At 59.6% G+C, this 24752-nt stretch carries 22 protein-coding genes; 13 read left to right on the forward strand and 9 right to left on the reverse strand.

Annotation, left to right across the window (positions count from 1 at the left end):
- Nucleotides 1–138: 138 nt before the first annotated feature.
- From BUA94_RS00890 to lpdA, 5 genes are all read left to right on the forward strand, one after another.
- Nucleotides 139–3120 carry a 2-oxoglutarate dehydrogenase E1 component gene (locus BUA94_RS00890; protein ID WP_073010602.1) on the forward strand — a complete coding sequence of 994 codons (2982 nt, stop codon included), beginning with the start codon at nt 139–141 and terminating at the stop codon, nt 3118–3120.
- Nucleotides 3121–3188: 68 nt separating this feature from the next.
- Entirely contained in the window at nt 3189–4703 is a 1515-nt protein-coding gene (gene odhB / locus BUA94_RS00895; protein ID WP_073007591.1) for a 2-oxoglutarate dehydrogenase complex dihydrolipoyllysine-residue succinyltransferase, read from the forward strand.
- Between the two features lie 23 nt (nt 4704–4726).
- On the forward strand, nt 4727–5341 hold the full coding sequence (locus tag BUA94_RS00900; RefSeq protein WP_073007595.1) for a LysE family translocator: 615 nt from the start codon (nt 4727–4729) through the stop codon (nt 5339–5341).
- Nucleotides 5342–5355: 14 nt separating this feature from the next.
- Nucleotides 5356–6114 carry an SDR family oxidoreductase gene (locus BUA94_RS00905; RefSeq protein WP_139250973.1) on the forward strand — a complete coding sequence of 253 codons (759 nt, stop codon included), beginning with the start codon at nt 5356–5358 and terminating at the stop codon, nt 6112–6114.
- Nucleotides 6083–7561: a dihydrolipoyl dehydrogenase gene (gene lpdA / locus BUA94_RS00910; protein WP_328586264.1), complete on the forward strand. Its 1479-nt coding sequence runs from the start codon at nt 6083–6085 to the stop codon at nt 7559–7561. The genes BUA94_RS00905 and lpdA overlap by 32 nt, the downstream gene beginning before the upstream one ends.
- Before the next feature lie 311 nt (nt 7562–7872).
- On the opposite strand, the gene BUA94_RS00915 is transcribed toward lpdA, so the two are convergent.
- The 7 genes from BUA94_RS00915 to BUA94_RS00945 form a co-directional block, all read right to left on the reverse strand.
- On the reverse strand, nt 7873–8178 hold the full coding sequence (locus BUA94_RS00915; protein ID WP_328586265.1) for a type II toxin-antitoxin system RelE/ParE family toxin: 306 nt from the start codon (nt 8176–8178) through the stop codon (nt 7873–7875).
- Nucleotides 8163–8426, reverse strand: a complete 264-nt coding sequence (locus BUA94_RS00920; RefSeq protein ID WP_073007605.1) for a ribbon-helix-helix domain-containing protein — start codon at nt 8424–8426, stop codon at nt 8163–8165. The genes BUA94_RS00915 and BUA94_RS00920 overlap by 16 nt, the downstream gene beginning before the upstream one ends.
- A gap of 92 nt (nt 8427–8518) precedes the next feature.
- Nucleotides 8519–8941: a MerR family transcriptional regulator gene (locus tag BUA94_RS00925; protein ID WP_073007610.1), complete on the reverse strand. Its 423-nt coding sequence runs from the start codon at nt 8939–8941 to the stop codon at nt 8519–8521.
- A 95-nt stretch (nt 8942–9036) separates the two neighbouring features.
- A complete protein-coding gene (locus BUA94_RS00930) occupies nt 9037–9456 on the reverse strand; it encodes a hypothetical protein (RefSeq protein ID WP_208979934.1) in 420 nt (139 codons plus the stop codon).
- A 134-nt stretch (nt 9457–9590) separates the two neighbouring features.
- The gene (gene rpsU / locus BUA94_RS00935; protein ID WP_073007613.1) at nt 9591–9821 is read right to left on the reverse strand and encodes a 30S ribosomal protein S21; all 231 of its coding nucleotides are present in this window, start codon (nt 9819–9821) and stop codon (nt 9591–9593) included.
- Nucleotides 9822–10034: 213 nt separating this feature from the next.
- The gene (locus tag BUA94_RS00940) at nt 10035–11015 is read right to left on the reverse strand and encodes a tyrosine recombinase XerC (RefSeq protein WP_073007616.1); all 981 of its coding nucleotides are present in this window, start codon (nt 11013–11015) and stop codon (nt 10035–10037) included.
- A 36-nt stretch (nt 11016–11051) separates the two neighbouring features.
- Nucleotides 11052–12377 carry a DUF1835 domain-containing protein gene (locus BUA94_RS00945; RefSeq protein WP_073007619.1) on the reverse strand — a complete coding sequence of 442 codons (1326 nt, stop codon included), beginning with the start codon at nt 12375–12377 and terminating at the stop codon, nt 11052–11054.
- Nucleotides 12378–12624: 247 nt separating this feature from the next.
- Here BUA94_RS00945 and BUA94_RS00950 point away from each other — a divergent pair, with 247 nt between their 5' ends.
- Entirely contained in the window at nt 12625–13527 is a 903-nt protein-coding gene (locus BUA94_RS00950) for a sterol desaturase family protein (RefSeq protein WP_084081643.1), read from the forward strand.
- Between the two features lie 68 nt (nt 13528–13595).
- Here the strand turns inward: BUA94_RS00950 and fsa are convergent, their stop codons facing one another.
- Nucleotides 13596–14249, reverse strand: coding sequence for a fructose-6-phosphate aldolase (gene fsa / locus BUA94_RS00955; protein ID WP_073007625.1), 654 nt, complete (start codon nt 14247–14249; stop codon nt 13596–13598).
- Between the two features lie 207 nt (nt 14250–14456).
- Between fsa and BUA94_RS00960 the strand changes: the two genes are divergently transcribed.
- From BUA94_RS00960 to BUA94_RS00990, 7 genes are all read left to right on the forward strand, one after another.
- Nucleotides 14457–16652 (forward strand): primosomal protein N', encoded by a 2196-nt coding sequence (locus BUA94_RS00960; RefSeq protein WP_073007628.1) that lies wholly within the window; start codon nt 14457–14459, stop codon nt 16650–16652.
- Nucleotides 16653–16859: 207 nt separating this feature from the next.
- On the forward strand, nt 16860–17420 hold the full coding sequence (locus BUA94_RS00965; RefSeq protein WP_073007631.1) for a F0F1 ATP synthase subunit delta: 561 nt from the start codon (nt 16860–16862) through the stop codon (nt 17418–17420).
- The gene (atpA, locus tag BUA94_RS00970; protein WP_073007634.1) at nt 17420–18949 is read left to right on the forward strand and encodes a F0F1 ATP synthase subunit alpha; all 1530 of its coding nucleotides are present in this window, start codon (nt 17420–17422) and stop codon (nt 18947–18949) included. The genes BUA94_RS00965 and atpA overlap by 1 nt, the downstream gene beginning before the upstream one ends.
- A 32-nt stretch (nt 18950–18981) precedes the next feature.
- The gene (locus tag BUA94_RS00975; RefSeq protein ID WP_073007637.1) at nt 18982–19866 is read left to right on the forward strand and encodes a F0F1 ATP synthase subunit gamma; all 885 of its coding nucleotides are present in this window, start codon (nt 18982–18984) and stop codon (nt 19864–19866) included.
- Nucleotides 19867–19991: 125 nt separating this feature from the next.
- On the forward strand, nt 19992–21416 hold the full coding sequence (gene atpD / locus BUA94_RS00980; protein WP_073007640.1) for a F0F1 ATP synthase subunit beta: 1425 nt from the start codon (nt 19992–19994) through the stop codon (nt 21414–21416).
- A 104-nt stretch (nt 21417–21520) separates the two neighbouring features.
- Entirely contained in the window at nt 21521–21928 is a 408-nt protein-coding gene (locus BUA94_RS00985) for a F0F1 ATP synthase subunit epsilon (RefSeq protein WP_073007643.1), read from the forward strand.
- A gap of 318 nt (nt 21929–22246) precedes the next feature.
- Nucleotides 22247–24229: a methyl-accepting chemotaxis protein gene (locus BUA94_RS00990; protein WP_139250974.1), complete on the forward strand. Its 1983-nt coding sequence runs from the start codon at nt 22247–22249 to the stop codon at nt 24227–24229.
- 80 nt (nt 24230–24309) lie between these two features.
- Here the strand turns inward: BUA94_RS00990 and BUA94_RS00995 are convergent, their stop codons facing one another.
- The gene (locus tag BUA94_RS00995; protein ID WP_073007646.1) at nt 24310–24519 is read right to left on the reverse strand and encodes a hypothetical protein; all 210 of its coding nucleotides are present in this window, start codon (nt 24517–24519) and stop codon (nt 24310–24312) included.
- Between the last annotated feature and the right edge of the window lie 233 nt (nt 24520–24752).

Here is a 24752-nt window from a genome sequence, read left to right on the forward strand (position 1 = left end):
CCGGTCGGGGCGTTCTGCGTCCCGACCGAATTTCGAGGCGGCTGGTGCTTGGCACCAGTCTTTATCTGACCACCAGGCCAGGCCTTTTTCGAGGCCGCCTGCAAGAACAAGGGCGGAGCGACGCTCCGCTGGATGGACATGGCACGGCAGGAAGCGAACAACGTATTCGCACTGACGTCGTTGCTTTACGGCGCCAACGCAGCCTATATCGAAGACCTCTACGCTCAGTACAAGGAAGATCCCCGTTCGGTTGACGCCGACTGGCAGGACTTCTTCGCAGCTTTCCAGGACGAAAAAGAAGTCGTTCTGAAGGAAGCTCGCGGTGCGACCTGGAAGCGTAAGGACTGGCCGCTTGCCGCCGATGGCGATCTCGTCAATGCCTTTGACGGAAATTGGGCTCCCATCGAGCAGAAGCTCGGCGACAAGCTGAAGAAGAAGGCTGAAGCCAAGGGCAGCAATCTGTCCGATGTCGAAGTCCTGCAGGCGACCCGCGACAGTGTTCGCGCGCTGATGATGATCCGTGCATACCGTATGCGCGGCCATCTGCATGCAGATCTCGATCCGCTGCGCCTGTCTCCTCCGGGCGATCACGAAGAATTGCACCCGTCCTCTTACGGCTTCACCGAAGCTGACTGGGACCGCAAGATCTTCATCGATCACGTGCTCGGCCTGGAATATGCCACCATCCGCGAGATGCTGGACATTCTGAAGCGGACCTATTGCTCCACCCTCGGTGTCGAGTTCATGCACATCTCCGATCCGGCTGCCAAGGCCTGGATCCAGGAGCGCATTGAAGGTCCGGACAAGCATGTTGCCTTCACCAAGGAAGGCAAGAAGGCAATCCTGAACAAGCTGGTCGAGGCCGAAGGCTTCGAGAAGTTCCTTGATGTGAAATACACCGGCACCAAGCGCTTCGGCCTTGATGGCGGCGAAGCGCTGATCCCGGCGCTGGAGCAGATCATCAAGCGCGGCGGCCAGATGGGCCTCAAGGAAATCGTCTTCGGCATGGCCCACCGCGGCCGCCTGAACGTTCTTTCCCAGGTCATGGGCAAGCCGCACCGCGCCATTTTCCACGAGTTCAAGGGCGGCTCCTATGCGCCGGACGACGTGGAAGGCTCCGGCGACGTGAAGTATCACCTCGGTGCTTCGTCTGACCGTTCGTTCGATGGCAACGACGTTCACCTGTCGCTGACCGCGAACCCATCGCACCTTGAAATCGTCAACCCGGTCGTTCTCGGCAAGTCCCGCGCCAAGCAGGATCAGCTGTCCGCCGTTGATGGCCACTGGGTCGACACCACGGAAGTTGACCGCTCCAAGGTTCTGCCGCTGCTGCTGCACGGCGATGCGGCCTTTGCCGGCCAGGGCGTCGTGGCTGAATGCTTCGGTCTGTCCGCCCTGCGCGGTCACCGCACCGGCGGCTCGCTCCACGTCATCATCAACAACCAGATCGGCTTCACGACGAACCCGCGTTTCTCGCGTTCTTCGCCGTATCCGTCCGATATGGCCAAGGTGATCGAGGCTCCGATCTTCCACGTGAACGGCGATGATCCGGAAGCTGTGACCTTCGCAGCCAAGATCGCGATCGAGTTCCGTCAGACCTTCGGCCGCCCGGTCGTGATCGACATGATCTGCTACCGCCGCTTCGGCCACAACGAAGGCGACGAGCCGGCATTCACCCAGCCGATCATGTACCGCAAGATCCGCAAGCACTCGACCACGCTCCAGATCTACGCTGAGCGTCTGGCCGAGGAAGGCGTCGTGTCTCCGGATGAAGTTGAAAAGATGAAGGGCGAATGGCGCTCCCATCTCGACAAGGAATTCGACGCAGGCCAGGCCTTCAAGCCGAACAAGGCCGACTGGCTGGACGGCAAGTGGTCCGGCATGAAGCGTGCCGACGATGAAGAAGATCCGCGCCGCGGTGCAACCGGCGTGGCCGAAGACGAACTGCATGCGATCGGCAAAGGTCTGACCACCGTTCCGGACAGCTTCAACGTTCACCGCACCATTTCGCGTTTCCTTAAGAACCGCGAGCAGATGGTGGAAACCGGTGAAGGTCTGGACTGGGCAACGGCTGAAGCGCTTGCTTTCGGCTCCCTGCTCAAGGAAGGCCATGCAATTCGTCTGTCCGGTCAGGATTGCGAACGCGGCACCTTCTCCCAGCGTCATTCTGTTCTTTACGATCAGGAAGACGAAGGCCGGTTCATCCCGCTCAACAACCTGAGCAAGGACCAGGCGCGCTACGAGGTCATCAACTCGATGCTCTCGGAAGAGGCTGTTCTCGGCTTCGAATACGGCTACTCGCTGGCTGAACCGAACGCGCTGACCCTCTGGGAAGCCCAGTTCGGTGACTTTGCCAACGGCGCTCAGGTCGTCTTCGACCAGTTCATCTCTTCCGGTGAGCGCAAGTGGCTCCGCATGTCCGGTCTCGTCTGCCTTCTGCCGCATGGCTATGAAGGTCAGGGTCCGGAGCATTCCTCGGCCCGCCTGGAGCGTTTCCTCCAGCTCTGCGCCGAAGACAACATGCAGGTCGCGAACTGCACCACCCCGGCGAACTACTTCCACATTCTGCGCCGTCAGATCAAACGCGATATCCGCAAGCCCTTGATCCTGATGACGCCGAAGTCGCTGCTGCGCCACAAGCGGGCAGTGTCGAAGCTGAGCGAGCTGGGTGCCGATTCCTCTTTCCACCGTCTGCTGTGGGACGATGCCGAATACGGTCAGTCCGAAACCAAGCTGGTGTCCGACGACAAGATCCGCCGCGTCGTCATGTGCTCGGGCAAGGTCTATTACGATCTGCTCGAAGAACGTGAAAAGCGCGGCATCGATGACGTCTACCTTCTGCGCGTGGAACAGCTCTATCCGTTCCCGAAGAAGGCGCTCGCGATGGAACTCAACCGCTTCAAGAACGCCGACATGTTCTGGTGTCAGGAAGAGCCCAAGAACATGGGTGGCTGGTTCTTTGTCGAGCCGTTCATCGAGTGGGTTCTCGGCCAGATCGACGCTCGCGTAAAGCGCCCGGTTTACGCCGGACGTCCCGCGATGGCATCGACCGCAACCGGTTTGATGTCCAGGCATCTGGACCAGCTTCAGACGTTCCTCGACGAAGCATTCGCGAAATAATGGGCCGGGGGCCGGACAGGCCCCCATTCCGACAGGACATGGCCAGGAAAATTTAAGAGAAGGCGACCATGGCAACCGAAATCCGAGTGCCCACGCTGGGTGAATCCGTATCTGAAGCAACGATCGCACAATGGTTCAAGAAGCCGGGCGATGCCGTAACCGCTGACGAACCGCTTGTGGAACTGGAAACCGACAAGGTGACCGTCGAAGTTCCGGCTCCGGCTTCTGGCACGCTCGAAAGCATTTCCGTCAAGGAAGGCGAGACTGTTGAGGTTGGTGCGCTGCTGGGTCAGATCGCTGCCGGCGCTGGCGCCGCAGCTGCTGCTCCTGCTCCTGCAGAAAAGAAGGCTGAAGCTGCACCGGCAGCCAAGTCTGCAGGCAACGTCATAGATGTCGTGGCCCCGAGCGCTGGCGAATCCGTGACCGAAGCCGAAGTCGGCGAGTGGAGCGTGAAGGTTGGCGATGTGGTCAAGGCCGACGACGTACTCGTCGAGCTGGAAACCGACAAGGCCGCTCAGGAAATCCCGTCTCCCGTTGCTGGCACGGTCGTCAAGATCGTTTCTGCAACCGGTGACACCGTGACCCCGGGCACCCTGCTGTGCCAGATCGATGCCTCCGGTTCTGCCGTTGCCGCCGCTCCGGCTGCAGCTGCTGCCCCGGCTCCGGCTGCCGCACCGGCCGCCGCTGGCTCTTCGATGCCGCCGGCACCGGCTGCCTCCAAGATGCTGGCTGAAAACAACCTCAGCGCTGACCAGGTTGCCGGTTCCGGCAAGCGCGGCCAGGTGCTGAAGGGTGACGTGATCGCTGCCGTTGCTTCCGGCGCTGCCGCGGCGGCTTCTGCTCCGGTCGCCGCTCCGCGTGCTCCGGTCGCAGCTCAGGACGAAGTCCGTGAAGAGCGCGTCCGCATGACCAAGCTGCGCCAGACCATCGCGCGCCGCCTGAAGGATGCTCAGAACACGGCTGCCATGCTGACCACTTACAACGAAGTGGACATGGGCCCGGTCATGGAATTGCGCAAGCAGTACAAGGACCTGTTCGAAAAGAAGCACGGCGTGAAGCTGGGCTTCATGGGCTTCTTCACCAAGGCTGTCTGCCACGCTCTGAAGGAAATCCCGGCTGTGAACGCCGAGATCGACGGCACGGACGTGATCTTCAAGAACTTCTGCCACATCGGCGTGGCCGTCGGCACGGACAAGGGCCTCGTGGTTCCGGTTGTCCGCGATGCCGACCAGATGTCGATCGCGGAAATCGAGCAGGAAATCGGCAACCTGGGCAAAAAGGCCCGTGACGGCAAGCTCGGCATGGCCGACATGACCGGCGGCACCTTCACCATCTCCAACGGTGGTGTCTATGGCTCGCTCATGTCCTCGCCGATCCTGAACGCACCGCAGTCCGGCATCCTGGGCATGCACAAGATCCAGGATCGCCCGATGGCCGTGAACGGTCAGGTCGTCATCCGTCCGATGATGTATCTGGCACTGTCCTACGATCACCGTATCGTTGACGGCAAGGAAGCCGTGACGTTCCTGGTGCGCGTCAAGGAAAGCCTGGAAGATCCGCAGCGTCTGGTTCTGGATCTCTAAGGGAGAACAAAGGAGCGCGAGGCATGAGCCTTGAATTTCTGATCACCGCGTTGGTTGTCGTTCTGGTTCCAGGAACCGGTGTCGTCTACACGGTGGCGGTGGGATTGACCCGCGGGCGGTGGCAAAGCATTGCTGCTGCCTTCGGATGCACTCTCGGAATTCTTCCGGCCGTCCTCGCCTCTGTTCTCGGATTATCTGCCCTTCTGCACATGGGCGCCCTGGCTTTCCAGGGCCTCAAGTTTGCCGGTGCGGCTTATCTTCTCTACCTTGCGGTCCAGACGCTTCGCGCGTCCGGACCCATGGACCTGATGGCCGGACAGGCCAGCCGGACCAGCGCCTTGCGCACGGCAGTGACGGGATGGTTGATCAACATCCTGAATCCCAAGCTGACCATCTTCTTCCTGGCCTTCCTGCCGCAATTCGTTTCACCTGCTGACCCGCAGGCTGCCTTGACCATGCTTGCCATGGGCGGCGTGTTCATGGCGATGACCTTCGTGATCTTTGTCCTTTATGGCTGCTTTGCCTCTCTCATCGGCGGCAGGGTTCTCAGCAGTGAAAGGGCCATGAACTGGATGCGCCGCTCCGTTGCGGCCGCCTTTGCAGGCTTCGGCCTGAAGCTGGCCCTCACGAGCCGCTGACGGAGAGACTGAGCATGCCGGAGAGCATCGTAATCGTCACGGGCGGTAGCCGCGGGATCGGAGCTGCAGCCTGTCAGAGTGCTGCGGAACTCGGTCACACGATCCTGGTCAACTATGCTTCGAACAAGGCAGCGGCCGATCAGGTCGTTGCTGACATCGAGGCTGCCGGCGGCAAGGCCTTTGCCGTTCAGGGCGATGTGCGCTCAGAGGCGGATATCCTGGCTCTGTTCAAGGCATGCGATGATCGCGGCACGCTGGCGGGTCTCGTCAACAATGCCGGTGTGGTCGATATGCCCTGCCGGGTCGACGAAATGACCGTAGAGCGTCTGTCCCGCATGTTCGAAATCAACCTCACAGGCTCCTTCCTGTGCGCCCGTGAGGCGGTGCGCCGCATGTCCACCCGTCATGGTGGCAAGGGAGGGGCGATCGTCAACCTGAGCAGCGCGGCCGCAAAGCTCGGTGCTGCGGCTCAATATGTCGACTATGCAGCCTCCAAGGGGGCAATCGACACATTCACGGTCGGTCTTGCCCGCGAGGTTGCGGATGAGGGCATCCGGGTCAACGGGATCCGGCCGGGCATCATCGACACGGAAATCCATGCTTCGGGTGGCCAGCCGGAACGGGTGGCCATGATCGAGGCTTCTCTTCCCATGAAACGCGCAGGCACCGCCGGCGAAGTGGCCAAGGCAATCAAATGGCTGCTGTCGGACGAAGCCAGCTACACAACTGGCGCCATTCTCGATGTCTCGGGTGGGCGCTCCATTCTCCCTTAAGTCCAGTTCCGGACTGAAAGCAAAAGAGCAAAAGGCGACCGAAATGTCCCAATATGATCTTGTCGTCATCGGCACCGGCCCGGGTGGTTATGTTTGCGCCATCAAGGCCGCTCAGCTCGGCCTGAAGGTGGCCGTGGTCGAGAAGCGTGCGACCCATGGCGGCACGTGCCTCAATGTTGGCTGCATTCCCTCCAAGGCCCTGCTGCACGCTTCCGAAATGTTCGAAGAGGCCAATCATGGCCTGGAAACGCTCGGCATCAAGGTTTCCAAGCCGAAGCTCGACCTGCCGGTGATGATGAAGCACAAGCAGGATGTGATCGACGCCAATGTGAATGGCGTGGCTTTCCTGCTGAAGAAGAACAAGATCGAGCCCTTCCATGGCCTCGGCAAGATCCTCTCTTCCGGCAAGGTGGAAGTGACCGCTGAAGACGGTTCCAAGACCGTTCTGGAAACGAAGAACATCGTCATTGCAACCGGTTCGGAAGTCATGCCGCTGCCGGGCGTCGAAATCGACGAAAAGCAGGTTGTCTCCTCCACGGGCGCGCTGGAACTGGACAAGGTTCCGGGCAAGCTGGTCGTGGTTGGCGGCGGCGTCATCGGCCTGGAGCTGGGCTCTGTCTGGGGCCGTCTTGGCGCCGAAGTCACCGTGGTCGAGTTCATGGACAAGATCCTTGGCCCGATGGACGGCGACGTCTCCAAGAACTTCCAGCGCATGCTGAAGAAGCAGGGCATGGAGTTCAAGCTCTCCTCCAAGGTCACAGGTGTTGCCAAGAAGGGCAAGGGCCTGGAAGTCACCGTGGAACCGGCCAAGGGCGGTGAAGCGCAGGTACTCGAAGCGGATGTGGTTCTGGTCGCCATCGGCCGCCGTCCCTACACTAAAGGCCTGGGTCTGCAGGAAGCGGGCGTTGCCCTGGATTCCCGCGGCCGGATCGAGACCAACGGTCACTACGCAACCAACGTTCCGGGCATCTACGCCATTGGCGACGTGATCGTCGGCCCGATGCTGGCCCACAAGGCAGAAGACGAGGGTGTTGCCCTTGCCGAGATGCTGGCTGGCCAGGCAGGTCACGTGAATTACGACGTCATTCCGGGCGTGGTCTACACCCAGCCGGAAGTCGCTTCCGTCGGCAAGACCGAGGAAGAGTTGAAGGCTGCTGGCGTCACCTACAAGGCCGGCAAGTTCGCCTTTGCCGCCAACGGCCGCGCCCGCGCGATGAACCACACAGACGGTTTCGTCAAGGTTCTGGCGGATGCCGAAACCGACCGGGTTCTCGGCGTTCACATCGTTGGCTTCGGCGCTGGCGAGATGATCCACGAAGCAGCCGTTCTGATGGAATTCGGCGGCTCTTCCGAAGACCTTGGCCGCACCTGCCATGCGCATCCGACCATGTCGGAAGCCGTGAAGGAAGCAGCCCTGTCGACCTTCTTCAAGCCGATCCACGCCTGATCTGCTACAGCATGCAAGATTGAGAAAGCCGGGGCGGTGACGCCCCGGCTCAGACTGCTGACAAAGACCCAATTGCCCTTGGCTGCGTCAAAACGCGTAGAGTTGGGTGTCATCCCTGCGAAGGCAGGGATCCAGTAACCACCTGAGATAACTATCTTTTTCAAGGCCTCACTCTACGGGATACTGGATCCCGGTCTTGGTGCGGGGCACCAAACCGGGATGACCAACAAACTTGGCTACTTTGTCATCAACCTCAGCCGGGGTGGCAACGTCCCGGCTTTTTGTTGTTCTGAGAAACGGTAACTTTCGAGTCAGAGCTCCGCGGCCAAATCCCGCAAGCCATGTAGTATCCGGACTATCCTGACCTCTTCATCCGTATGGAGAAAGAAGATCAGATATTTCCCGTGGCGCGCGCATCGCAGCCCGGTTGCAAGATTATTTCGAGCGGGAAAACTTTCGGGGCGCTCTGTCGTAGAACGGAGCCTGAGCTCAATTTCTTCCAGAAAGGACAGCGCTCGGGTTGGATTGTCTTGTGCAATAAAATCAGCGATGTCTGCCAGATCATCCCGTGCTGCAGGGAGAATGATCAGGCGCCTCAAAATCAGCTCTTTTCGCAATAGCGTGTGCGAAGCTCGGAAAACACTTCTTCAGCGGCAAACCCTTTCCCGCTTTCAAGCCCAGCCTGGATTGCTGCCTGCAATAATTGCTGATTGCGTTGACCTGCTTCCCGGTTCCGGGACCACTCCAACAGCGCTTCCTGGATAACTTCGCTTGCAGAGGCATAGTTTCCGTCGGCTACTGTCTGACGCAACGCTTCAGCCAGGTCCGACGGCACCGTTATAGTGAGTTTTTCTGCTGCAGACATTCGAACGCCTCGCTTTCTTGCAGGAGTTTACCATAGCTGACCAGCCGATGACGAATTCAAACACGGCAGCAAACAGCTGGCAGCCTTTCAGCTCAATGCTCCCCGTCGCAGAAGCGGTGGTCGGCGAAGGCTTTCATGACGTTGCAGTCGGCCACGATGTGGTCGCCGTCGCAGCTGGAGGCGATGCGCTCCAGTTCGGTCTCCAGCCGTCTCAATTGGGCAATCCGGCTGCGTACGGCGGAAAGCTGTTCTTCGGCAATCCGGTTGGCGCAGTCGCAGGGGGCGTGCGGATGTGCTGCAAGGTCGATCAGGTCGCGGATGGCGGCCATGGACAGACCGAGATCGCGGGAATGCTTGATGAAGGTGAGCCGTTCAAGATCCTGCGGACTATAGCGCCGCTGATTGCCTTCCGTGCGCACCGGCTCTGCAAGAAGGCTTTCCTTCTCATAGTAGCGAATGGTGGGGATCTTCACCCCGGTTTTCCGGGCCAGGTCGCCAATGGAATAGGTGGACACGCGAAACCTCCAGTCTCTGGAGATTTGAGCCTAGCAGGGATGAGTGAAATTGTCAGTGCGGAACGGTATGGCCAGGAGCGGATATGGCCCCCGGATCACTTGCGCCGCAGGATGTAGCTTTTGACGGTGTCCTGCTCAACCGGATCGTGGAAGGCGTTGGTCACATAGGCGTCCATGCGGTCGCCTACGGCTCTCAGGTCGAATTGTTTGCTGCCGAAAAAGCCGACGAGAACCACGCGGATGCCGCCGTCAGGCCAGGCTTGTCCCTCGGTCCAGCCCCATTTGCAGTCTCTCGGGATGCATTTGGTGAAGGCGCGGACGCGGACCTGAACCGTGTTGTCGACGCATTTGGTCACGATTTCCAGGCGGGTCAGTTCCTTGGGCGCAGCCTTTGGATTGATCCAGGTTCCATGTTCCGGCAGCGGACAATAGACGCGCGTTTGCGCTTCCGCAGGCTTCATGAGGAGAAGCGCGGCTAAAACGGCTGCCAGGCACAGAAGAACGGCAATGCGCATTGAATTTCTCCTGAGGAGAAAGCGTCTGCCGGAATGGTTAGAAAAGTCTTAAAGCCGGTTCCGGAGGCCGGTTCCGCACAAGATCACGTACGGAACCCGGCCTGCCCCGGCAGCCCTATGGCAAGGGCTGGCAATCAGCGCTTGCGGGCGCGTGCACCCGGCACGATGCCTTCGCGCTGAGCGAGCTTGCGCGCAGCCTTGCGGGCGCGGCGGACAGCTTCACCCTTCTCGCGGGCACGCTTTTCAGAGGGCTTTTCATAAGCGCGGCGGGCTTTCATTTCCCGGAAAACACCTTCGCGCTGCAGCTTTTTCTTCAGGACACGGAGAGCTTGATCGACATTGTTATCTCGTACGAGGACTTGCAAGGGAACTCCTTTACAGTTCGATGATGGCTGGCCAATAGGCCATATGGCTCCGCAAACAGTTACCTGCGGAATGAACCGATGCAGCTTGCATAGGGTTAGGAGCCAGGTTTCCCAAGTGGGGAAAGCGCAGGAGCCGCAAACCTACCAAGTTTTTCAAATAATGCACCCCCTGCAGCGCAGAAAATGCCAAGTTCTCAGCAAATTTCGCAGATTTCAGCCAGTTCTTCGGCGCGGATGGGCCTGATCATAGGCCTGAAGCAGTCTGGCGCTGTCGATTTGGGTGTAGATCTGCGTGCTGGAAAGGCTCGCGTGGCCGAGAAGTTCCTGAATGGTTCTGAGGTCGCCGCCGCCCGCCAGCAGGTGCGTGGCAAAGGAATGCCGCAACGCATGGGGTGTTGCCGTGTCGGGCAGGCCGAGCGCTCCCCGCATCCTGGCCATCGCCAACTGGACCAGTCTCGGATTGAGCGGGCCTCCGCGCACACCGACAAAGAGCGGGCCATTGCCGGAGATCGCGTGAGGACAGAGTTTCAGATAGGCCTCGATTGCCTCTCCTACGGCCGGAAGCACGGGAACCTCGCGCTGCTTTCCGCCCTTGCCGGTGATGCGCAGGGTCTTCGTGCCTCTGCGTGGGGCGGTGCTTGCGGTCAGGGACAGGGCCTCTGCCAAGCGGAGGCCGCAGCCATAGAGGAGGGTCAGAACGGCAGCATTGCGGGCCTCCACCCAGGGTGCGCTTTCCATGCCGTGCTCGCCGCCGGTCACTTCCAGCGCATCGCGCGCCGATACCGGCTTGGGCAGTGAACGTGGCTGACGCGGCGGACGTACAGCGGATGAGGCGGCCGCATTGACCTCGCCGCGCCTTTCCAGAAACCGCAGGAACGAGCGGATACCGGCAAGACCCCGGGCCAGGGAACGGCTTTCCACGCCCTGTTTCCGCCGCCGGGCCATGAAGGCGCGGAAATCAGCAGGTTTGAGATCGGCGATTTCGGCAAGTCCCGGCGCGCCGCCTAAGTGGTCGGTCAGGAAGCGCAGAAACTGACGCAGGTCCCGCTCATAGGCTACAAGGGTCTTGTCGGACAGGCGCCGCTCATCAGACAGATGGTCGAGCCAGTCGCCGACCCGTGCGTTGAGTTCGGGCAGGGCTGTAACGAGAAGCGCATCCGCATCGGATGCCTGTGTCTTTGAAGCTCCGGACATGAACCGGAGTCTATGCCCGGAGCTTCTAGAAAAGACTTAACGTTGATTGACTGGAACACCGGTTTTGAGGGCTTCCTGCCTTTCCCTGTCAAAACGCCAGTCGGCGTCATCAAAGAAGGATATGCCGCCTTGCTGGCGAAGGCGTGGTGCGCAGTCTTTCCAGTCAATTTCTCCTGCCAGCAGGGCATGGCCCACCGGCGTCAGCGAAAACACGGCCTGACCCCAGGTGCCGCCGTGAAAGGACGTTTCCGGGCAGGAAACGGCCGGGCGCCCTGCATCCCGCAGCCGGACCATTGTGCCCAGAAACATCAGGTCGCCATGGAAGGGCAGAGGGTCAATGGTCTGCATGAACCTCGCAAAGACCTTTCCCCAGGGCAAAGGCCCCTCGCGCAGGCATGTCAAAATGGCCTGCTCGGTGAAGGATAGGCCATTTGCTGTTCCTGGCATTTCGGAAAGATAGCGAGACAAGGCACGTCTCAGGAAGGGCAGGGCGGGTGAGGGGCTTTGGGCAGTTTCGACAAGCTTTCCGGGATCGTCCCCTGTCAGGGCGGACCAGGTCTTCTCTGCCAGCGCGAAGGCGCTTTCGGGTACGGTTTGCCGACGGCTGAACATGAGCCGCAGGGCGGTCGGGGAGAGTTGACCTATGCCGATGAACTTGCTGATACCCGGAAAGCGCTCGAGGCTGACGAGTTCGATTCGCTTGCCGGTAAGTCCGGCCTTTCTGAATTGATTCAAAAGCTTCACGAGCAGGATCTGGTCGTAGGGATCATGCTCGAACCAGAGCACGATGCGGCCATAGCTTCGGGCTGCATTCAACCTGTCTTCTGCAGCTTGCAGCTTCGCCAGGGTTGGTTCGACCGCTTCCCCGGGGTACTCGGAGGCAATGAACTCTGCCCGCTGCTGAAGGGCGTGCGGGCTGTCGACAAGTGGCCCCTGACATATCGGATCGGCATATTGAAGAAAGTCTCCGGTGAAGCCCGCCAGCTTCAAGGCTTGTTCGATGTCATTGCCGCATCGGATGTGAAGGGTCGGCAAGGACGCGTCCGGAGCGGCTGCTCCAAGTTCGATGTCTTTTCGGACCGTTTCCATGTCCTCGACATGCTTCTTCAGTGCCGGCCAGCTTGAAAGCCCTGCCTCCCTTGCGACAACAAGCTGGGCATCGGACAGTTTGATCTCTTCCGGAGCAAGGTGCTTGCCGCGCGGATGATGACTGGAAAGCCGGAGAAGGGCTTCAGGCAGTTGCGCACGGATATCATTGCGGAGCTTTTTGGCCGCAAGCCGCTGGCGGTCGAGATTGAGGGAAAGGTCGCTTGCACTCACAAGCGGAAGGGACGGCGCGTCATCGCGCGGTTCGTCAGACATGATGACCTCCTGGCTCGGTCTTCGTCCAGCGTCCGCCTCTCCGGATCGAGCGGGAAGTCAGATGTCGTTATGCCCAGGGGCACAATTGAACCGGCATGGAACGCCTTTCCGCGGACCGGAGGCCCTGCCGGCGGGCCATTGCGCCACTATGACGGGAGACGCGGGATTGAGCAAGAACCCTGCTTTACCTGCTCTTAAACGAGATGCCGTAGGAAAGGCGGGTGTTTGAGCAACGGGATGTATCCAGATGGTTGAAACCCTCGCGCGATTGAAGGATTCGCTTGCCAATCTGCTTATGGGCACGATTGGTGAGCCGACCGTGTGGGCTTCCTTCTCGTTCGTCGCCCTTGTGTTTCTCATTCTCTGGCACAGATCCGGCTACAGCCTCAATTGGCCACACCGTTTGATGAAAAGTGTCGGTGCGAATATCTCGTTTCTCTTTCTAAATACGATTTTCGCGCCAATCGTCTTTGTCCTGACCGGTGTGGTTCAATCCGCTTATGACACCCTGGGCGTGCCGACGCTGAACCCGGACAAATGGACACCTTTGCCCGCCTGGTTTCTGGCGTTCCTTGCAATCTTCTTTCATGACTTCGCCAACTACTGGAACCACAGGCTGATGCATAAGGGCTGGCTTTGGCCGGTTCATGCCATCCACCACTCCGATCCGGATGTGAACGGTCTGACCGGCTACAGGATCCATTTCCTGGAAGCCTTCATCATGGCTGCGTCCTATGTGCTTCTTTTGAGCTGGCTGGGCTTTCCTGCGGATGCAATGGGGCTGGGAGCTGTGGTGATCGCGCTCCATAGCGTCTATGTCCATCTGGACCTGGATTGGGGGCATGGCCCCTTCCGGTACCTGATTGCTTCCCCGCGCTTCCATCGATGGCATCACGCAGACGTTCCGGCTGCTTATGGCAAGAACCTCGCGAACATATTTCCCTTCTTTGATGTTCTGTTTGGAACCTACAGGGTGCCAGGCCCGGTTGTCGGCCGTTTGGGTGCGCAAGGGGTTCCTGAGAACGACGTCGTCAAACTGTGCCTGTTTCCCTTCACCGAATGGACCAAGATGCTGGCGTCCGGTATCCGGCAACTGGGACACCGTTCCTCCAGTGCCGACCCAAAGCAGGGCGAGACATCAGGCCTTTGAGCCAAAACAAAAACGGCCCGGTTTCCCGGGCCGTTTTCATTCAGTCAGACTTTTGATCGGCTGGTGGATCAGACGATCTTCTGGCCGGTCTTTGCCCAGTCGGCGAGGAAGGACTCGAGGCCCTTGTCGGTCAGCGGGTGCTTGACCAGCGCCTTGAGGGTTGCTGGCGGGATCGTCGCAACATCTGCACCGACGAGGGCGCAATCCTTGACGTGGTTCGGCGTGCGGATCGAGGCTGCCAGGATCTGGGTGTCGAAGCCGTAGTTGTCGAAGATCACGCGGATTTCGCGGATCAGTTCCATGCCGTCGACGTTGATGTCATCGAGGCGGCCGATGAACGGAGACACGTAGGTTGCGCCTGCCTTGGCAGCCAGGAGGGCCTGGTTGGCAGAGAAGCAGAGCGTAACGTTGGTCTTGTGGCCCTTTTCGGTGAGTGCCTTGCAAGCCTTCAGGCCATCGAGCGTCAGCGGCAGCTTGATCACGACATTGTCGGCGATCTTCACCAGCTCGAGCGCTTCCTTCATCATGCCTTCGTAGTCGGTCGCTGCGACTTCGGCAGACACATCGCCTTCGGTGATCTTGCAGATCTCTGCGATGACTTCCTTGAAGTCACGGCCGGACTTGGCGATCAGGGACGGGTTGGTGGTGACGCCGTCGAGAAGGCCGGTGGCAGCCAGTTCCTGGATTTCGGCAGTCTCTGCGGTGTCGACGAAAAACTTCATGGGCTTGTGCTCCCTGGTGTGCACCCGTAAAGGCTGATCCGGTTCCCCCGGGTGCTGGAACCGAACCGATTGAATCTTTGGCCGCGCCTTCTTTACCGTAGGATGAGGTCAAGATGAAACCCTGATTCGGCTTTGGCTCCGAATATTGGGGTACGTACCTCAGAAATACTCGGTAGTGGATTGCCATTGCCAGGGAAGACAGGCGCCGTGCTGTTCGACGATCCAGAAGAAACAGAGACCATCGCCAGCGTGATGGTGCCGGTGGCTGTACCGGGACCCTATACGTACCGGGTGCCTCCTGGTGTGCATGTGCAGCCGGGGATGATTGTTCGTGTGCCGCTTGGTCCCCGCGAAGTGCTCGGCGCTGTCTGGGACGGCGAACCGGATGCTGCGATCAATCCGAAGAAGCTGAAAGCAATTTCCCACGTGTATGAGAATGCGCGGCCTCTGGATGCGGAGTTGCGCAAATTCGTCGAATGGGTGGCCAACTGGACCCTGGCAGCTCCCGGGATGGTGCTGCGCATGGTTCTGAGATCCGAAGAGGCACTGGAGGAGGAGCCTCCTGTGCCGGGCGTCAGGCTGATTGCGGGGGCCGAACCGGACCGCATGACATCTGCACGCCAGAAGGTTCTTGAGACGCTGGCAGACGGCCGGGCATGGACCCGCAGCGGTCTGTCTCATGCTGCCGGTGTTTCGGTCTCGGTGATTGATGGGCTATTGCAGCAGGAAGTGCTGGAAACGGTGGATCTGCCTGCTGCTCCCCCGCCGCCCTTGCCGGAGATCGACTTTGCGCCGCCGACACTCACACCCGCGCAGCAGGCGGCAGCGGAAGGACTTGTCGAGAGCTTTTCGAAGGGGACGGCTGTTTCCCTGATTGACGGTGTAACTGGCTCAGGCAAGACGGAGGTCTATTTCGAGGCGATTGCCGAGGCCCTGCGCCGGGGCCGCCAGACCCTGGTGCTGCTGCCGGAAATCGCCCTGACAGAGCAGTTCCTGCGCCGTTTTGAAAAGCGGTTCGGGGTTTATCCTGCAGAGTGGCATTCGGAGATAACCCCGAAAGCCCGGGCGCGGACATGGCGCGGAGTGGCGGACGGTTCTGTCCGCGTGGTCATCGGCGCGCGGTCGGCGCTGTTCCTGCCTTTCGAGAATCTCGGTCTGATAATCGTCGACGAAGAGCATGATGGTGCGTTCAAGCAGGATGACCGCGTGCCCTATAGTGCGCGCGACATGGCGGTCGTGCGCGGACACTTGTCCAGGTTTCCGGTGATTCTGGCCTCTGCGACGCCCTCGGTCGAAAGCCGCGTCAATGCGGATTTGGGGCGCTACAACCGCTTTGTGCTGCCCGAGCGTGCCAGTGGCGCGGCCATGCCGGACCTCAAGGCGATCGATATGCGCACGGAAGGCCCGGAACGGGGCCGTTGGATCGCCCCGGAACTGATCGGTGCGATTGGTGAGGCCTTTGCCGATGGGGCTCAGTCCCTGCTGTTTCTGAACCGGCGCGGCTATGCGCCTTTGACCCTGTGCCGGACCTGCGGTCACCGGTTCCAGTGTCCCCATTGCAGCTCCTGGCTCGTAGAGCACCGGTTCCAGAACAAGCTGGTCTGTCACCATTGCGGCCACAACGAGAGCATTCCCCAGAACTGTCCCTCCTGCACGTCCACCGGGTCGCTGGTGCCCTGTGGACCCGGTGTGGAAAGAATCGCGGAAGAGGTCGAAAATCTCTTCCCGCAGGCGCGCACCCTGATTCTGTCATCGGATCTGCCGGGCGGGCCGGACCGTCTGCGGCGGGAAATGAAGATCGTGGAGGAGGGCGGTGCCGACATTGTGATCGGTACGCAGCTTGTCGCCAAGGGTCACAACTTCCCCAAGATGCGTCTGGTCGGTGTCGTGGATGCGGATCTGGGGCTCGCCCATGGAGATCCTCGCGCCGCGGAGAAGACATTCCAGCTTTTGGCGCAGGTGACGGGCCGTGCCGGCCGTGTCACAGGCGGAGGCAAGGGGTTCCTGCAGACCTATTCTCCCGATCAGCCCGTGATGAAGGCCCTTTTGTCCCAGGACAGGGATGCGTTCTATCAGGCGGAAATTGCGAACCGCCGTGCCGCCGGACTGCCTCCCTTCGGACGGCTGGCGGCGCTGGTCATTTCCGGGCCGGACAAGATGATGGCGGAGGGATTCGCAAGGGCCATTGCCCGTTCAGCGCCGCCGGAAAGCACGATTACCGTGCTGGGGCCGGCGGAAGCCGCCCTGGCCATGGTGCGCGGACGGTACAGATATCGTCTGTTGTTGATGGCACCGAGACAAACTGATCTTCAGGGCTATCTGCGCCACTGGCTTGCCCATGCGCCCAAGCCTATCAAGGGTTTACGGGTTCAGATCGACATCGACCCGCAGCAATTTTTATGACAGTCACGCAAAAAACAGCAAGAAATGGCGCTTTACCGCCTTTCGGTGAAGTTGCACACCATGAAACCCTGTGCTAATTGAGGCGCGGCTTTGGGGGAACGGTTCTGCCGTCTTACCTTCTGATCCAGAATTCACTCAATATTTCAATGGCTTGCTTCTGGCGACAGTTTTGCGGGTCTTTGAAATGCGTCAGAGAGCTCGGACCTGGTGACTGACAACGTATCTCTCGTATCCGGCGTGGCCAAGCGTTATGCCTCCGCTCTCCTCGATTCTGCCGAGGAAACGGGCGTGACCGCAGACGTGGAACGCGATCTTGCAGCTTTCGAGGCTCTCCTCGATGAAAGCGCTGATCTCGTCCGTCTTGTGAAGAGCCCGGCCTTCAGTGCTGAGGAGCAGCTTGCTGCCCTTTCTGCTGTGCTGGCCAAGGCAAAGATCGCTGGACTTGCTGCAAATTTCGTGAAGCTGGCTGCGCGCAACCGCCGCCTCTTCGTTCTTCCCGACATGATCAAGGCCTTCCGTGCCCTGCTCGCTGACAAGCGTGGCGAGGCAACGGCTGAAGTCACTTCGGCAGCTCCGCTGTCCGACGATCAGGTCGCTGCCCTGAAGCAGGCTCTTTCTGCCTCTTCTGGCAAGTCCGTAAACATTTCGGCAAAGGTGGATCCTGCTCTGATCGGCGGCCTCGTGGTCAAGATCGGTTCCCGCATGATCGACACCTCGCTGCGTACCAAACTCAACTCACTCAAGTTCGCGATGAAAGAGGTCGGCTGATGGATATTCGGGCCGCGGAAATTTCCGCTATCCTCAAGGACCAGATCAAGAGCTTCGGCCAGGAAGCCGAAGTTTCCGAAGTCGGTCAGGTGCTGTCCGTCGGTGACGGTATTGCTCGTGTGTACGGTCTGGACAAGGTTCAGGCTGGTGAAATGGTTGAATTCCCGGGCGGTATCCGGGGTATGGCTCTGAACCTGGAAAGCGACAACGTTGGTGTCGTTATTTTCGGTTCCGACCGTGAAATCAAGGAAGGCGACACCGTCAAGCGGACCGGCGCCATCGTTGAAGTTCCGGTTGGCAAGGGTCTGCTCGGCCGCGTTGTCGATCCGCTCGGCAATCCGCTGGACGGCAAGGGCCCGATCGAGTTCACCGAAAAGCGTCGCGTGGACGTCAAGGCTCCGGGCATTCTGCCGCGCAAGTCCGTGCACGAGCCGATGTCCACCGGCCTCAAGGCCATTGACGCCCTGATCCCGGTTGGCCGTGGTCAGCGCGAGCTGGTCATCGGTGACCGCCAGACCGGCAAGACCGCAATCATCCTGGACACGTTCCTGAACCAGAAGCCGCTCCATGCGGGTTCCGATGAAGATGCAAAGCTGTACTGCATCTACGTTGCTATCGGTCAGAAGCGCTCCACCGTTGCTCAGTTCGTGAAGACCCTGGAAGATGCCGGCGCGCTGGAATACTCCATCGTCGTTGCAGCGACCGCTTCCGACGCAGCTCCCCTGCAGTTCCTGGCTCCGTTTGCCGGCTGCGCCATGGGTGAGTTCTTCCGCGACAACTCCATGCACGCCGTGATCGGCTATGACGATCTGACCAAGCAGGCTGTTGCTTACCGTCAGATGTCCCTGCTGCTCCGCCGTCCGCCGGGACGTGAAGCTTTCCCGGGCGACGTTTTCTACCTGCACTCCCGTCTTCTGGAACGTGCAGCGAAGCTGAACGACGACAACGGCAAGGGCTCCCTGACCGCACTTCCGGTCATCGAAACCCAGGGTAACGACGTGTCCGCGTTCATTCCGACCAACGTGATCTCGATCACCGACGGTCAGATCTTCCTTGAAACGGACCTGTTCTACCAGGGTATCCGTCCGGCCGTGAACGTCGGTCTGTCGGTGTCCCGCGTGGGCTCGTCCGCTCAGATCAAGGCGATGAAGCAGGTTGCAGGTCCGATTAAGGGTGAACTCGCCCAGTATCGTGAAATGGCCGCCTTCGCCCAGTTCGGTTCCGACCTCGATGCCACCACCCAGCGTTTGCTGAACCGTGGCGCGCGCCTGACCGAGCTGCTGAAGCAGCCGCAGTTCTCCCCGCTCAAGACGGAAGAACAGGTTGCGGTGATCTACGCTGGCGTGAACGGCTACCTCGACAAGTTCCCGGTAAACCGCGTTCGCGACTTCGAAGAAGGTCTTCTGCTGAACTTGCGCGGTGAGCACAAGGAACTCCTGGACGCGATCTGGGAAAAGAAGGCATTGGATGCTGATCTCACAGCCAAGCTCAAGGCTGTGCTGGACGCATTCGCCAAGAACTTCGCCTGAGAACGCAGTCGGGATAAGGAGCAGGGGCGGCCATGCCGAGCCTGAAGGACTTACGAAACCGCATCGCTTCCGTGAAGGCGACGCAGAAGATCACCAAGGCCATGCAGATGGTGGCCGCGGCGAAGCTGCGTCGTGCTCAGGAAGCTGCGGAGGCCGCGCGGCCCTATGCTGAACGCATGGGCGAAGTGCTGGCTAATCTCGCGGTAGCCTTTGAAGGCCGCGATGACGCCCCCAAGCTGATGTCCGGCACGGGCAACGATCAGGTTCATCTCCTGGTCGTTGCGACTGCCGAACGCGGCCTCTGCGGCGGCTTCAACACCAACATTGCGAAGCTCGCGCGTGACAAGGCGCGCAGCCTCATTGCCCAGGGTAAGCAGGTGAAGATCATCTGCGTGGGCAAGAAGGGCTACGACGCTATCAAGCGCGAGTTCGGCAGCCTTGTGATCAAGGTTGTGGATCTTCGCAGCGTGAAGAACGTTGGTTTCTCCGATGCCCACGAGATCGCAGGCACTGTCCTGTCGATGTACGAGGCCGGCGAATTCGATGTCTGTACGCTGTTCTACTCCGAATTCCAGTCGGTCATCGCTCAGATCCCGACCGCGCTTCAGCTGATCCCGGCAGTTCTGCCGAAGAAGGATGCTGCAGCGGATGCCGGAGCATCGGCCGTATACGAATACGAGCCCGATGAAGCGGAGATCCTCGAGGACCTGCTGCCGCGCAACATTTCTGTCCAGATTTTCCGGGCTCTCCTGGAAAACTCTGCGTCCGAGCAGGGTGCTCGTATGTCCGCAATGGACAACGCGACCCGCAACGCCGGTGACATGATCGATAAACTGACGATCAGCTATAACCGCCAGCGTCAGGCGCAGATCACGACAGAACTGATTGAAATTATCTCGGGCGCTGAAGCGCTCTAAGAGCATCCTGCGTCCCACGGGGCGCGGGCTGGATGCTTGGAACAAGTACCAACGATCAACAGGTCTGTTTCTCTGTGACCCACGCAGACAAGCAGGTTGATCTAGCCGGATCGAGGATTAGGGATATGGCTGACAAAAAAGTCGGACGGATCACCCAGGTCATCGGCGCCGTTGTCGACGTCAAGTTCGATGACCACCTGCCGCTGATCCTGAACGCTCTTGAAACTGAGAACCAGGGCACCCGTCTTGTGCTCGAAGTTGCTCAGCACCTGGGCGAAAACACTGTACGTACCATCGCAATGGACTCCACCGAGGGTCTGGTCCGCGGTCAGGAAGTAACTGACACCGGTACCGCTATCTCGGTTCCGGTCGGCGATGGCACCCTGGGCCGCATCATGAACGTGATCGGCGAGCCGGTGGACGAAGCTGGCCCGATCGCTCACGATGCAAAGCGTGCGATCCACCAGGAAGCTCCGGAATTCATCGAGCAGTCCACCGAAGCTGAAATCCTCGTGACGGGCATCAAGGTCGTTGACCTTCTGGCTCCGTACGCAAAGGGCGGCAAGATCGGTCTGTTCGGCGGCGCAGGCGTCGGCAAGACCGTTCTCATCATGGAACTGATCAACAACGTCGCTAAGGCGCACGGCGGTTACTCCGTGTTCGCAGGCGTCGGTGAGCGTACCCGTGAAGGCAACGACCTTTACTGGGAAATGATCGAGTCCGGCGTTAACAAGGAAGGCGGCGGAGAAGGCTCCAAGGCTGCGCTTGTTTACGGCCAGATGAACGAGCCCCCGGGAGCCCGTGCACGTGTTGCTCTGACCGGTCTGACCGTTGCAGAACACTTCCGTGACCAGGGTCAGGACGTGCTGTTCTTCGTGGACAACATCTTCCGCTTTACCCAGGCCGGTTCCGAAGTGTCCGCTCTGCTGGGCCGTATCCCGTCCGCAGTGGGTTACCAGCCGACGCTGGCGACCGACATGGGCGCGATGCAGGAACGCATCACCACCACCACCAAGGGTTCGATCACCTCGGTGCAGGCCGTTTACGTTCCTGCCGATGACTTGACCGACCCGGCGCCGGCTTCGACCTTCGCCCACCTCGACGCAACGACGGTTCTCAACCGTTCGATCGCTGAAAAGGGCATCTACCCGGCAGTGGATCCGCTGGACTCCACGTCCCGCATGCTGAGCGCCCGCATCATTGGCGATGAGCACTACAACACCGCACGTGCCGTTCAGGGCACCCTGCAGCGTTACAAGGCTCTCCAGGACATCATCGCGATCCTGGGCATGGACGAACTGTCTGAAGAAGACAAGCTGACCGTGGCCCGCGCTCGTAAGATCGAACGCTTCCTGTCCCAGCCGTTCTTCGTGGCAGAAGTCTTCACCGGTTCTCCGGGCAAGCTCGTTGCTCTCGAAGACACCATCAAGGGCTTCAAGGGCCTCGTCGACGGCGAGTACGACCATCTGCCGGAAGCGGCTTTCTACATGGTTGGCTCCATCGACGAAGCGATCGAAAAGGCTCAGCGTCTGGCTGCAGAAGCTGCCTGATCCAATATTCCGGGCGCCTGATAGACCAGGCGCCCGGACCTGATTTTCCGGATTGCCGCCCAGGGGGCGCGCGGTCCGCGCAAGTTTCACAAGGGACAAGCCAGATGGCCGAAGTATTTCAGTTCGAGTTGGTCTCCCCTGAGCGCCTGCTCCTGTCCGAAGAAGTCACCCAGGTTGTCGTACCGGGCACCGAAGGTGAATTCGGCGTTCTGAAGAACCACAGCCCGTTCATGTCCACCATCAAGCCGGGGATCCTGAAGGTCCACAAGGCCGATGGTTCCGTGACTGAGTTCTTTGTGCGTGGCGGTTTCGCAGACGTTGCCGTTGGCGGCCTGACCGTTCTTGCTGAACAGGCAGTTCCCGTGTCCGATCTGAAGCCGGAAGTCCTGGCTCAGCAGATCAAGGACGCACAGGAAGATGTGTCTGACGCAAAGGATCCGGAAGCCAAGCGCAAGGCTCAGGAAACGCTCGCTCAGCTTCTTGAAGTTGAACAGGCGCTCAAGGCAGCCTGATCCAGCCAAGTTGCAGATCTTATGCGAAAGGCGCGGTCTTTGACCGCGCCTTTTTCTCTTTCCGGACAGAATTGCTGATATTTCAAGAATTGTTTCTCAACGTAACTTTCGATCCTGTATGTTGAAATAATATTGGAAGATTACGTACAAAAAATTGGATGATGATGTTGTTGAAAATATTTTCATTACTCTGATTAAGAAGAAGTTGGTCGTGAAAATATTTTTAAGTTCGCCATCCGAACAAATGAAAAGCTTATATTAAGAAGCAGAGCGGATGCTGATCGCCTCCAAGGGTTGTATTTGGGGTTGGGAGGCATCATGAGTATCCGTAGCAAGATCCTGATGGGATTTGCATTGGTCGCACTGCTGATCGCTGCGGTGGGCAGCTGGTCGGCAATCAATTTCGATTTGGTTGGATCGCGCGTCGAGCGTCTGGAGGCCAGCAATCAGGCAGCCCTGAATGCATCGAGCCTGGATGCAGCCATGTCACGCACCATGATTTCGCTGAACCGCTATATGCGAACAGAAAGTGCTGCTGATCTTAAGTCGACGCAAGACCAGATCGCTGCAATCAGCGCTCTTCTCGATGCTGAAACCGGCCAGATACAGGTTGCAGCGCTAAGGGAAATCGAAAGTGGATTGGCGGATTTTGATATAGCGCTGAAGAGCGTTGTTGAGCTCTATGCGGAACGGACCGATCTCGTCTCGAACACGATGTCTCTGGTGGGGCCGGTTGCTTCGGGCAAGTTGTCGGCTCTCAGTACGACTGCCACACGTGCCAAGAACGCGGATGTCGCTGCGATCGCCTCACAGGCGAACGAAAAGTTTCTCTCTGCGCGCATCGCCTTGTCCCAGTATCTGAGATCGAATGATCCGGCAGACATAGATGAGATGCAGAAGCAGCAGAATGCCATGGAGGCGCGCTTCAAGCGCCTATCCTCCAAGGCCAAGGAAGGGGATCTGGGCAAGCTGCGTGAAGAAGCTCTCGCGCAGACCGGACGGTTCTTTGAGGGGGCGGCCCGGTTGCGGGAAATCCTCGCCAGCCTGAACGCGCTTCGCGATGGCCCGTTGCTGCAGTCCGCAGAAAAGATCAGCGCTGCTGCGGGACAGCTCAAGGATAGCAGTGGCCAGCAGGCAGAAGACCTGTCCGTAACCATGCGGAGCCAGATGGGGGCAACGATCTGGCAGGTTGGCACTGTGGCCGCCATCGCCTTCACGCTTGCACTCGTGTTGGCTGTGGTCCTGTCCAAGGCGATTACCCGTCCCTTGATGCGACTGGTGCGCGATGCAGGTGAACTCGCGGCTGGCAACACGGAAGCGGCTTTCGCAGAGGTGGTTCGCAAGGATGAAATCGGTGCGGTTGCCCGATCTATTGCAGGCTTCCGGGACGGCGTTTTGGAACGCCAGCGGCTCGAGGTCGTGCAGGAGCAGGACAGGGCTGCCCGCGAGGCGCGGAATGGACGCGTGGGACTGGCAGTCGAACACTTCGACCGGGAGGTGATGCAGATCCTGGCTGATGTGGGAGAGGCAGCCTCTGGCCTGCAGCAGACGGCAGCCCGAATGACCGGCAATGCACAGGACACTAGCCATCAGGCAACTATGGTGGCGAGCGCTTCGACCCAGGCTACGTCGAATGTTCAGACCGTTGCCAGCGCAACGGAGGAATTGTCCGCATCTCTGCAGGAAGTCAGTTCAAGTGTGTCTCATTCTGCAGGAATTGCCCGGCAGGCTGCTGATGAGGCAAAGCGGACGAATGACCAGATTGGCGGATTGGCGGCGGTTGCCGAGGACATTGGCCAAGTGATTGCGCTGATTTCCAGCATTGCAGAGCAGACCAACCTTCTGGCGCTCAACGCCACCATTGAAGCGGCAAGGGCGGGCGATGCTGGCCGCGGGTTTGCCGTGGTTGCGGCTGAGGTCAAGGAACTGGCAAGCCAGACAGGCCGGGCCACGGAGGAAATTTCGGCCAAGATCGCTGCCATTCAAAACGAGACGCGCGAAGCCGTGGGCGGCATTCAGTCCATCTCCCGTATCATTGACGAGATGAACCAGGTGGCCTCCGCAATTGCGGCGACTGTCGAGGAGCAGTCGATGGCCACCAATGAGATCTCGCTGAACGTCGATCAGGCCTTCAAGGGCACCAGCAATGTGACATCCAGCATTGCGCGGGTTTCGGATGCTGCGGCTGAAACCGACACGGCAGCCGCCACTGTGGTTGATGCAGCGACCCGGCTTACGGACCGGGCAACGGATATGCGCCGGATGGTCGAGAGTTTCCTGGGCGAGGTCCGGGCCGCCTGACGTCAACCGGGACCCATCCCAAATAAAAAGCCCCCGGTCATTTCTGACCGGGGGCTTTTTTCGTCAATGTCCTGCCGACTTCAGGCCGCAAGGCGCTTGAAGGAGCCGCTCATGCCGCCCGAGGAACGGGACCGGCGGCGCTCTTCCGGCGGGATGTAGACGATGGAGCGGTGTTCATCGCAATAGGACGTGCCTGCTTCAACGCGGCGGGAGCAGGGGAACGTGTATTGACCGGCATCGCCTTCTGCCCATTTGCAGCAACCGGGACGCGGGAGGCTCAGAGTATCCATGGAACTTATCCTTATTATCTTTCGAAGGCGTACAACGAATACGCTCGAGCATCCCGAATGGGATCCGAACAGTTTCAGTCGATTGCCGGATGTCATTTGCGCGTAGAACAAGCGGGAGGTCCGCCCCAGAATGGGCGTTCATACGTGCGCGAGGAGACAAATATGCGCGCCGTCATAAATTTGCAATAGTTCGGTGAGCATGGGAGCGATGCATTTCCTGCATACCGGAGTTT

The organism is Roseibium suaedae (genome assembly GCF_900142725.1).
Lineage (GTDB): Bacteria > Pseudomonadota > Alphaproteobacteria > Rhizobiales > Stappiaceae > Roseibium > Roseibium suaedae.

Bases quoted from the DNA above. Each gene is read 5' to 3' on its own strand.
- BUA94_RS00890 (WP_073010602.1), top strand. From the start codon at position 139: ATGGCACGGCAGGAAGCGAACAACGTATTCGCACTGACGTCGTTGCTT.
- odhB (WP_073007591.1), top strand. From the start codon at position 3,189: ATGGCAACCGAAATCCGAGTGCCCACGCTGGGTGAATCCGTATCTGAA.
- BUA94_RS00900 (WP_073007595.1), top strand. From the start codon at position 4,727: ATGAGCCTTGAATTTCTGATCACCGCGTTGGTTGTCGTTCTGGTTCCA.
- BUA94_RS00905 (WP_139250973.1), top strand. From the start codon at position 5,356: ATGCCGGAGAGCATCGTAATCGTCACGGGCGGTAGCCGCGGGATCGGA.
- lpdA (WP_328586264.1), top strand. From the start codon at position 6,083: ATGTCTCGGGTGGGCGCTCCATTCTCCCTTAAGTCCAGTTCCGGACTG.
- BUA94_RS00920 (WP_073007605.1), bottom strand. From the start codon at position 8,426: ATGTCTGCAGCAGAAAAACTCACTATAACGGTGCCGTCGGACCTGGCT.
- BUA94_RS00930 (WP_208979934.1), bottom strand. From the start codon at position 9,456: ATGCGCATTGCCGTTCTTCTGTGCCTGGCAGCCGTTTTAGCCGCGCTT.
- BUA94_RS00940 (WP_073007616.1), bottom strand. From the start codon at position 11,015: ATGTCCGGAGCTTCAAAGACACAGGCATCCGATGCGGATGCGCTTCTC.
- BUA94_RS00945 (WP_073007619.1), bottom strand. From the start codon at position 12,377: ATGTCTGACGAACCGCGCGATGACGCGCCGTCCCTTCCGCTTGTGAGT.
- BUA94_RS00950 (WP_084081643.1), top strand. From the start codon at position 12,625: ATGGTTGAAACCCTCGCGCGATTGAAGGATTCGCTTGCCAATCTGCTT.
- fsa (WP_073007625.1), bottom strand. From the start codon at position 14,249: ATGAAGTTTTTCGTCGACACCGCAGAGACTGCCGAAATCCAGGAACTG.
- atpA (WP_073007634.1), top strand. From the start codon at position 17,420: ATGGATATTCGGGCCGCGGAAATTTCCGCTATCCTCAAGGACCAGATC.
- BUA94_RS00975 (WP_073007637.1), top strand. From the start codon at position 18,982: ATGCCGAGCCTGAAGGACTTACGAAACCGCATCGCTTCCGTGAAGGCG.
- atpD (WP_073007640.1), top strand. From the start codon at position 19,992: ATGGCTGACAAAAAAGTCGGACGGATCACCCAGGTCATCGGCGCCGTT.
- BUA94_RS00985 (WP_073007643.1), top strand. From the start codon at position 21,521: ATGGCCGAAGTATTTCAGTTCGAGTTGGTCTCCCCTGAGCGCCTGCTC.
- BUA94_RS00990 (WP_139250974.1), top strand. From the start codon at position 22,247: ATGAGTATCCGTAGCAAGATCCTGATGGGATTTGCATTGGTCGCACTG.
- BUA94_RS00995 (WP_073007646.1), bottom strand. From the start codon at position 24,519: ATGGATACTCTGAGCCTCCCGCGTCCCGGTTGCTGCAAATGGGCAGAA.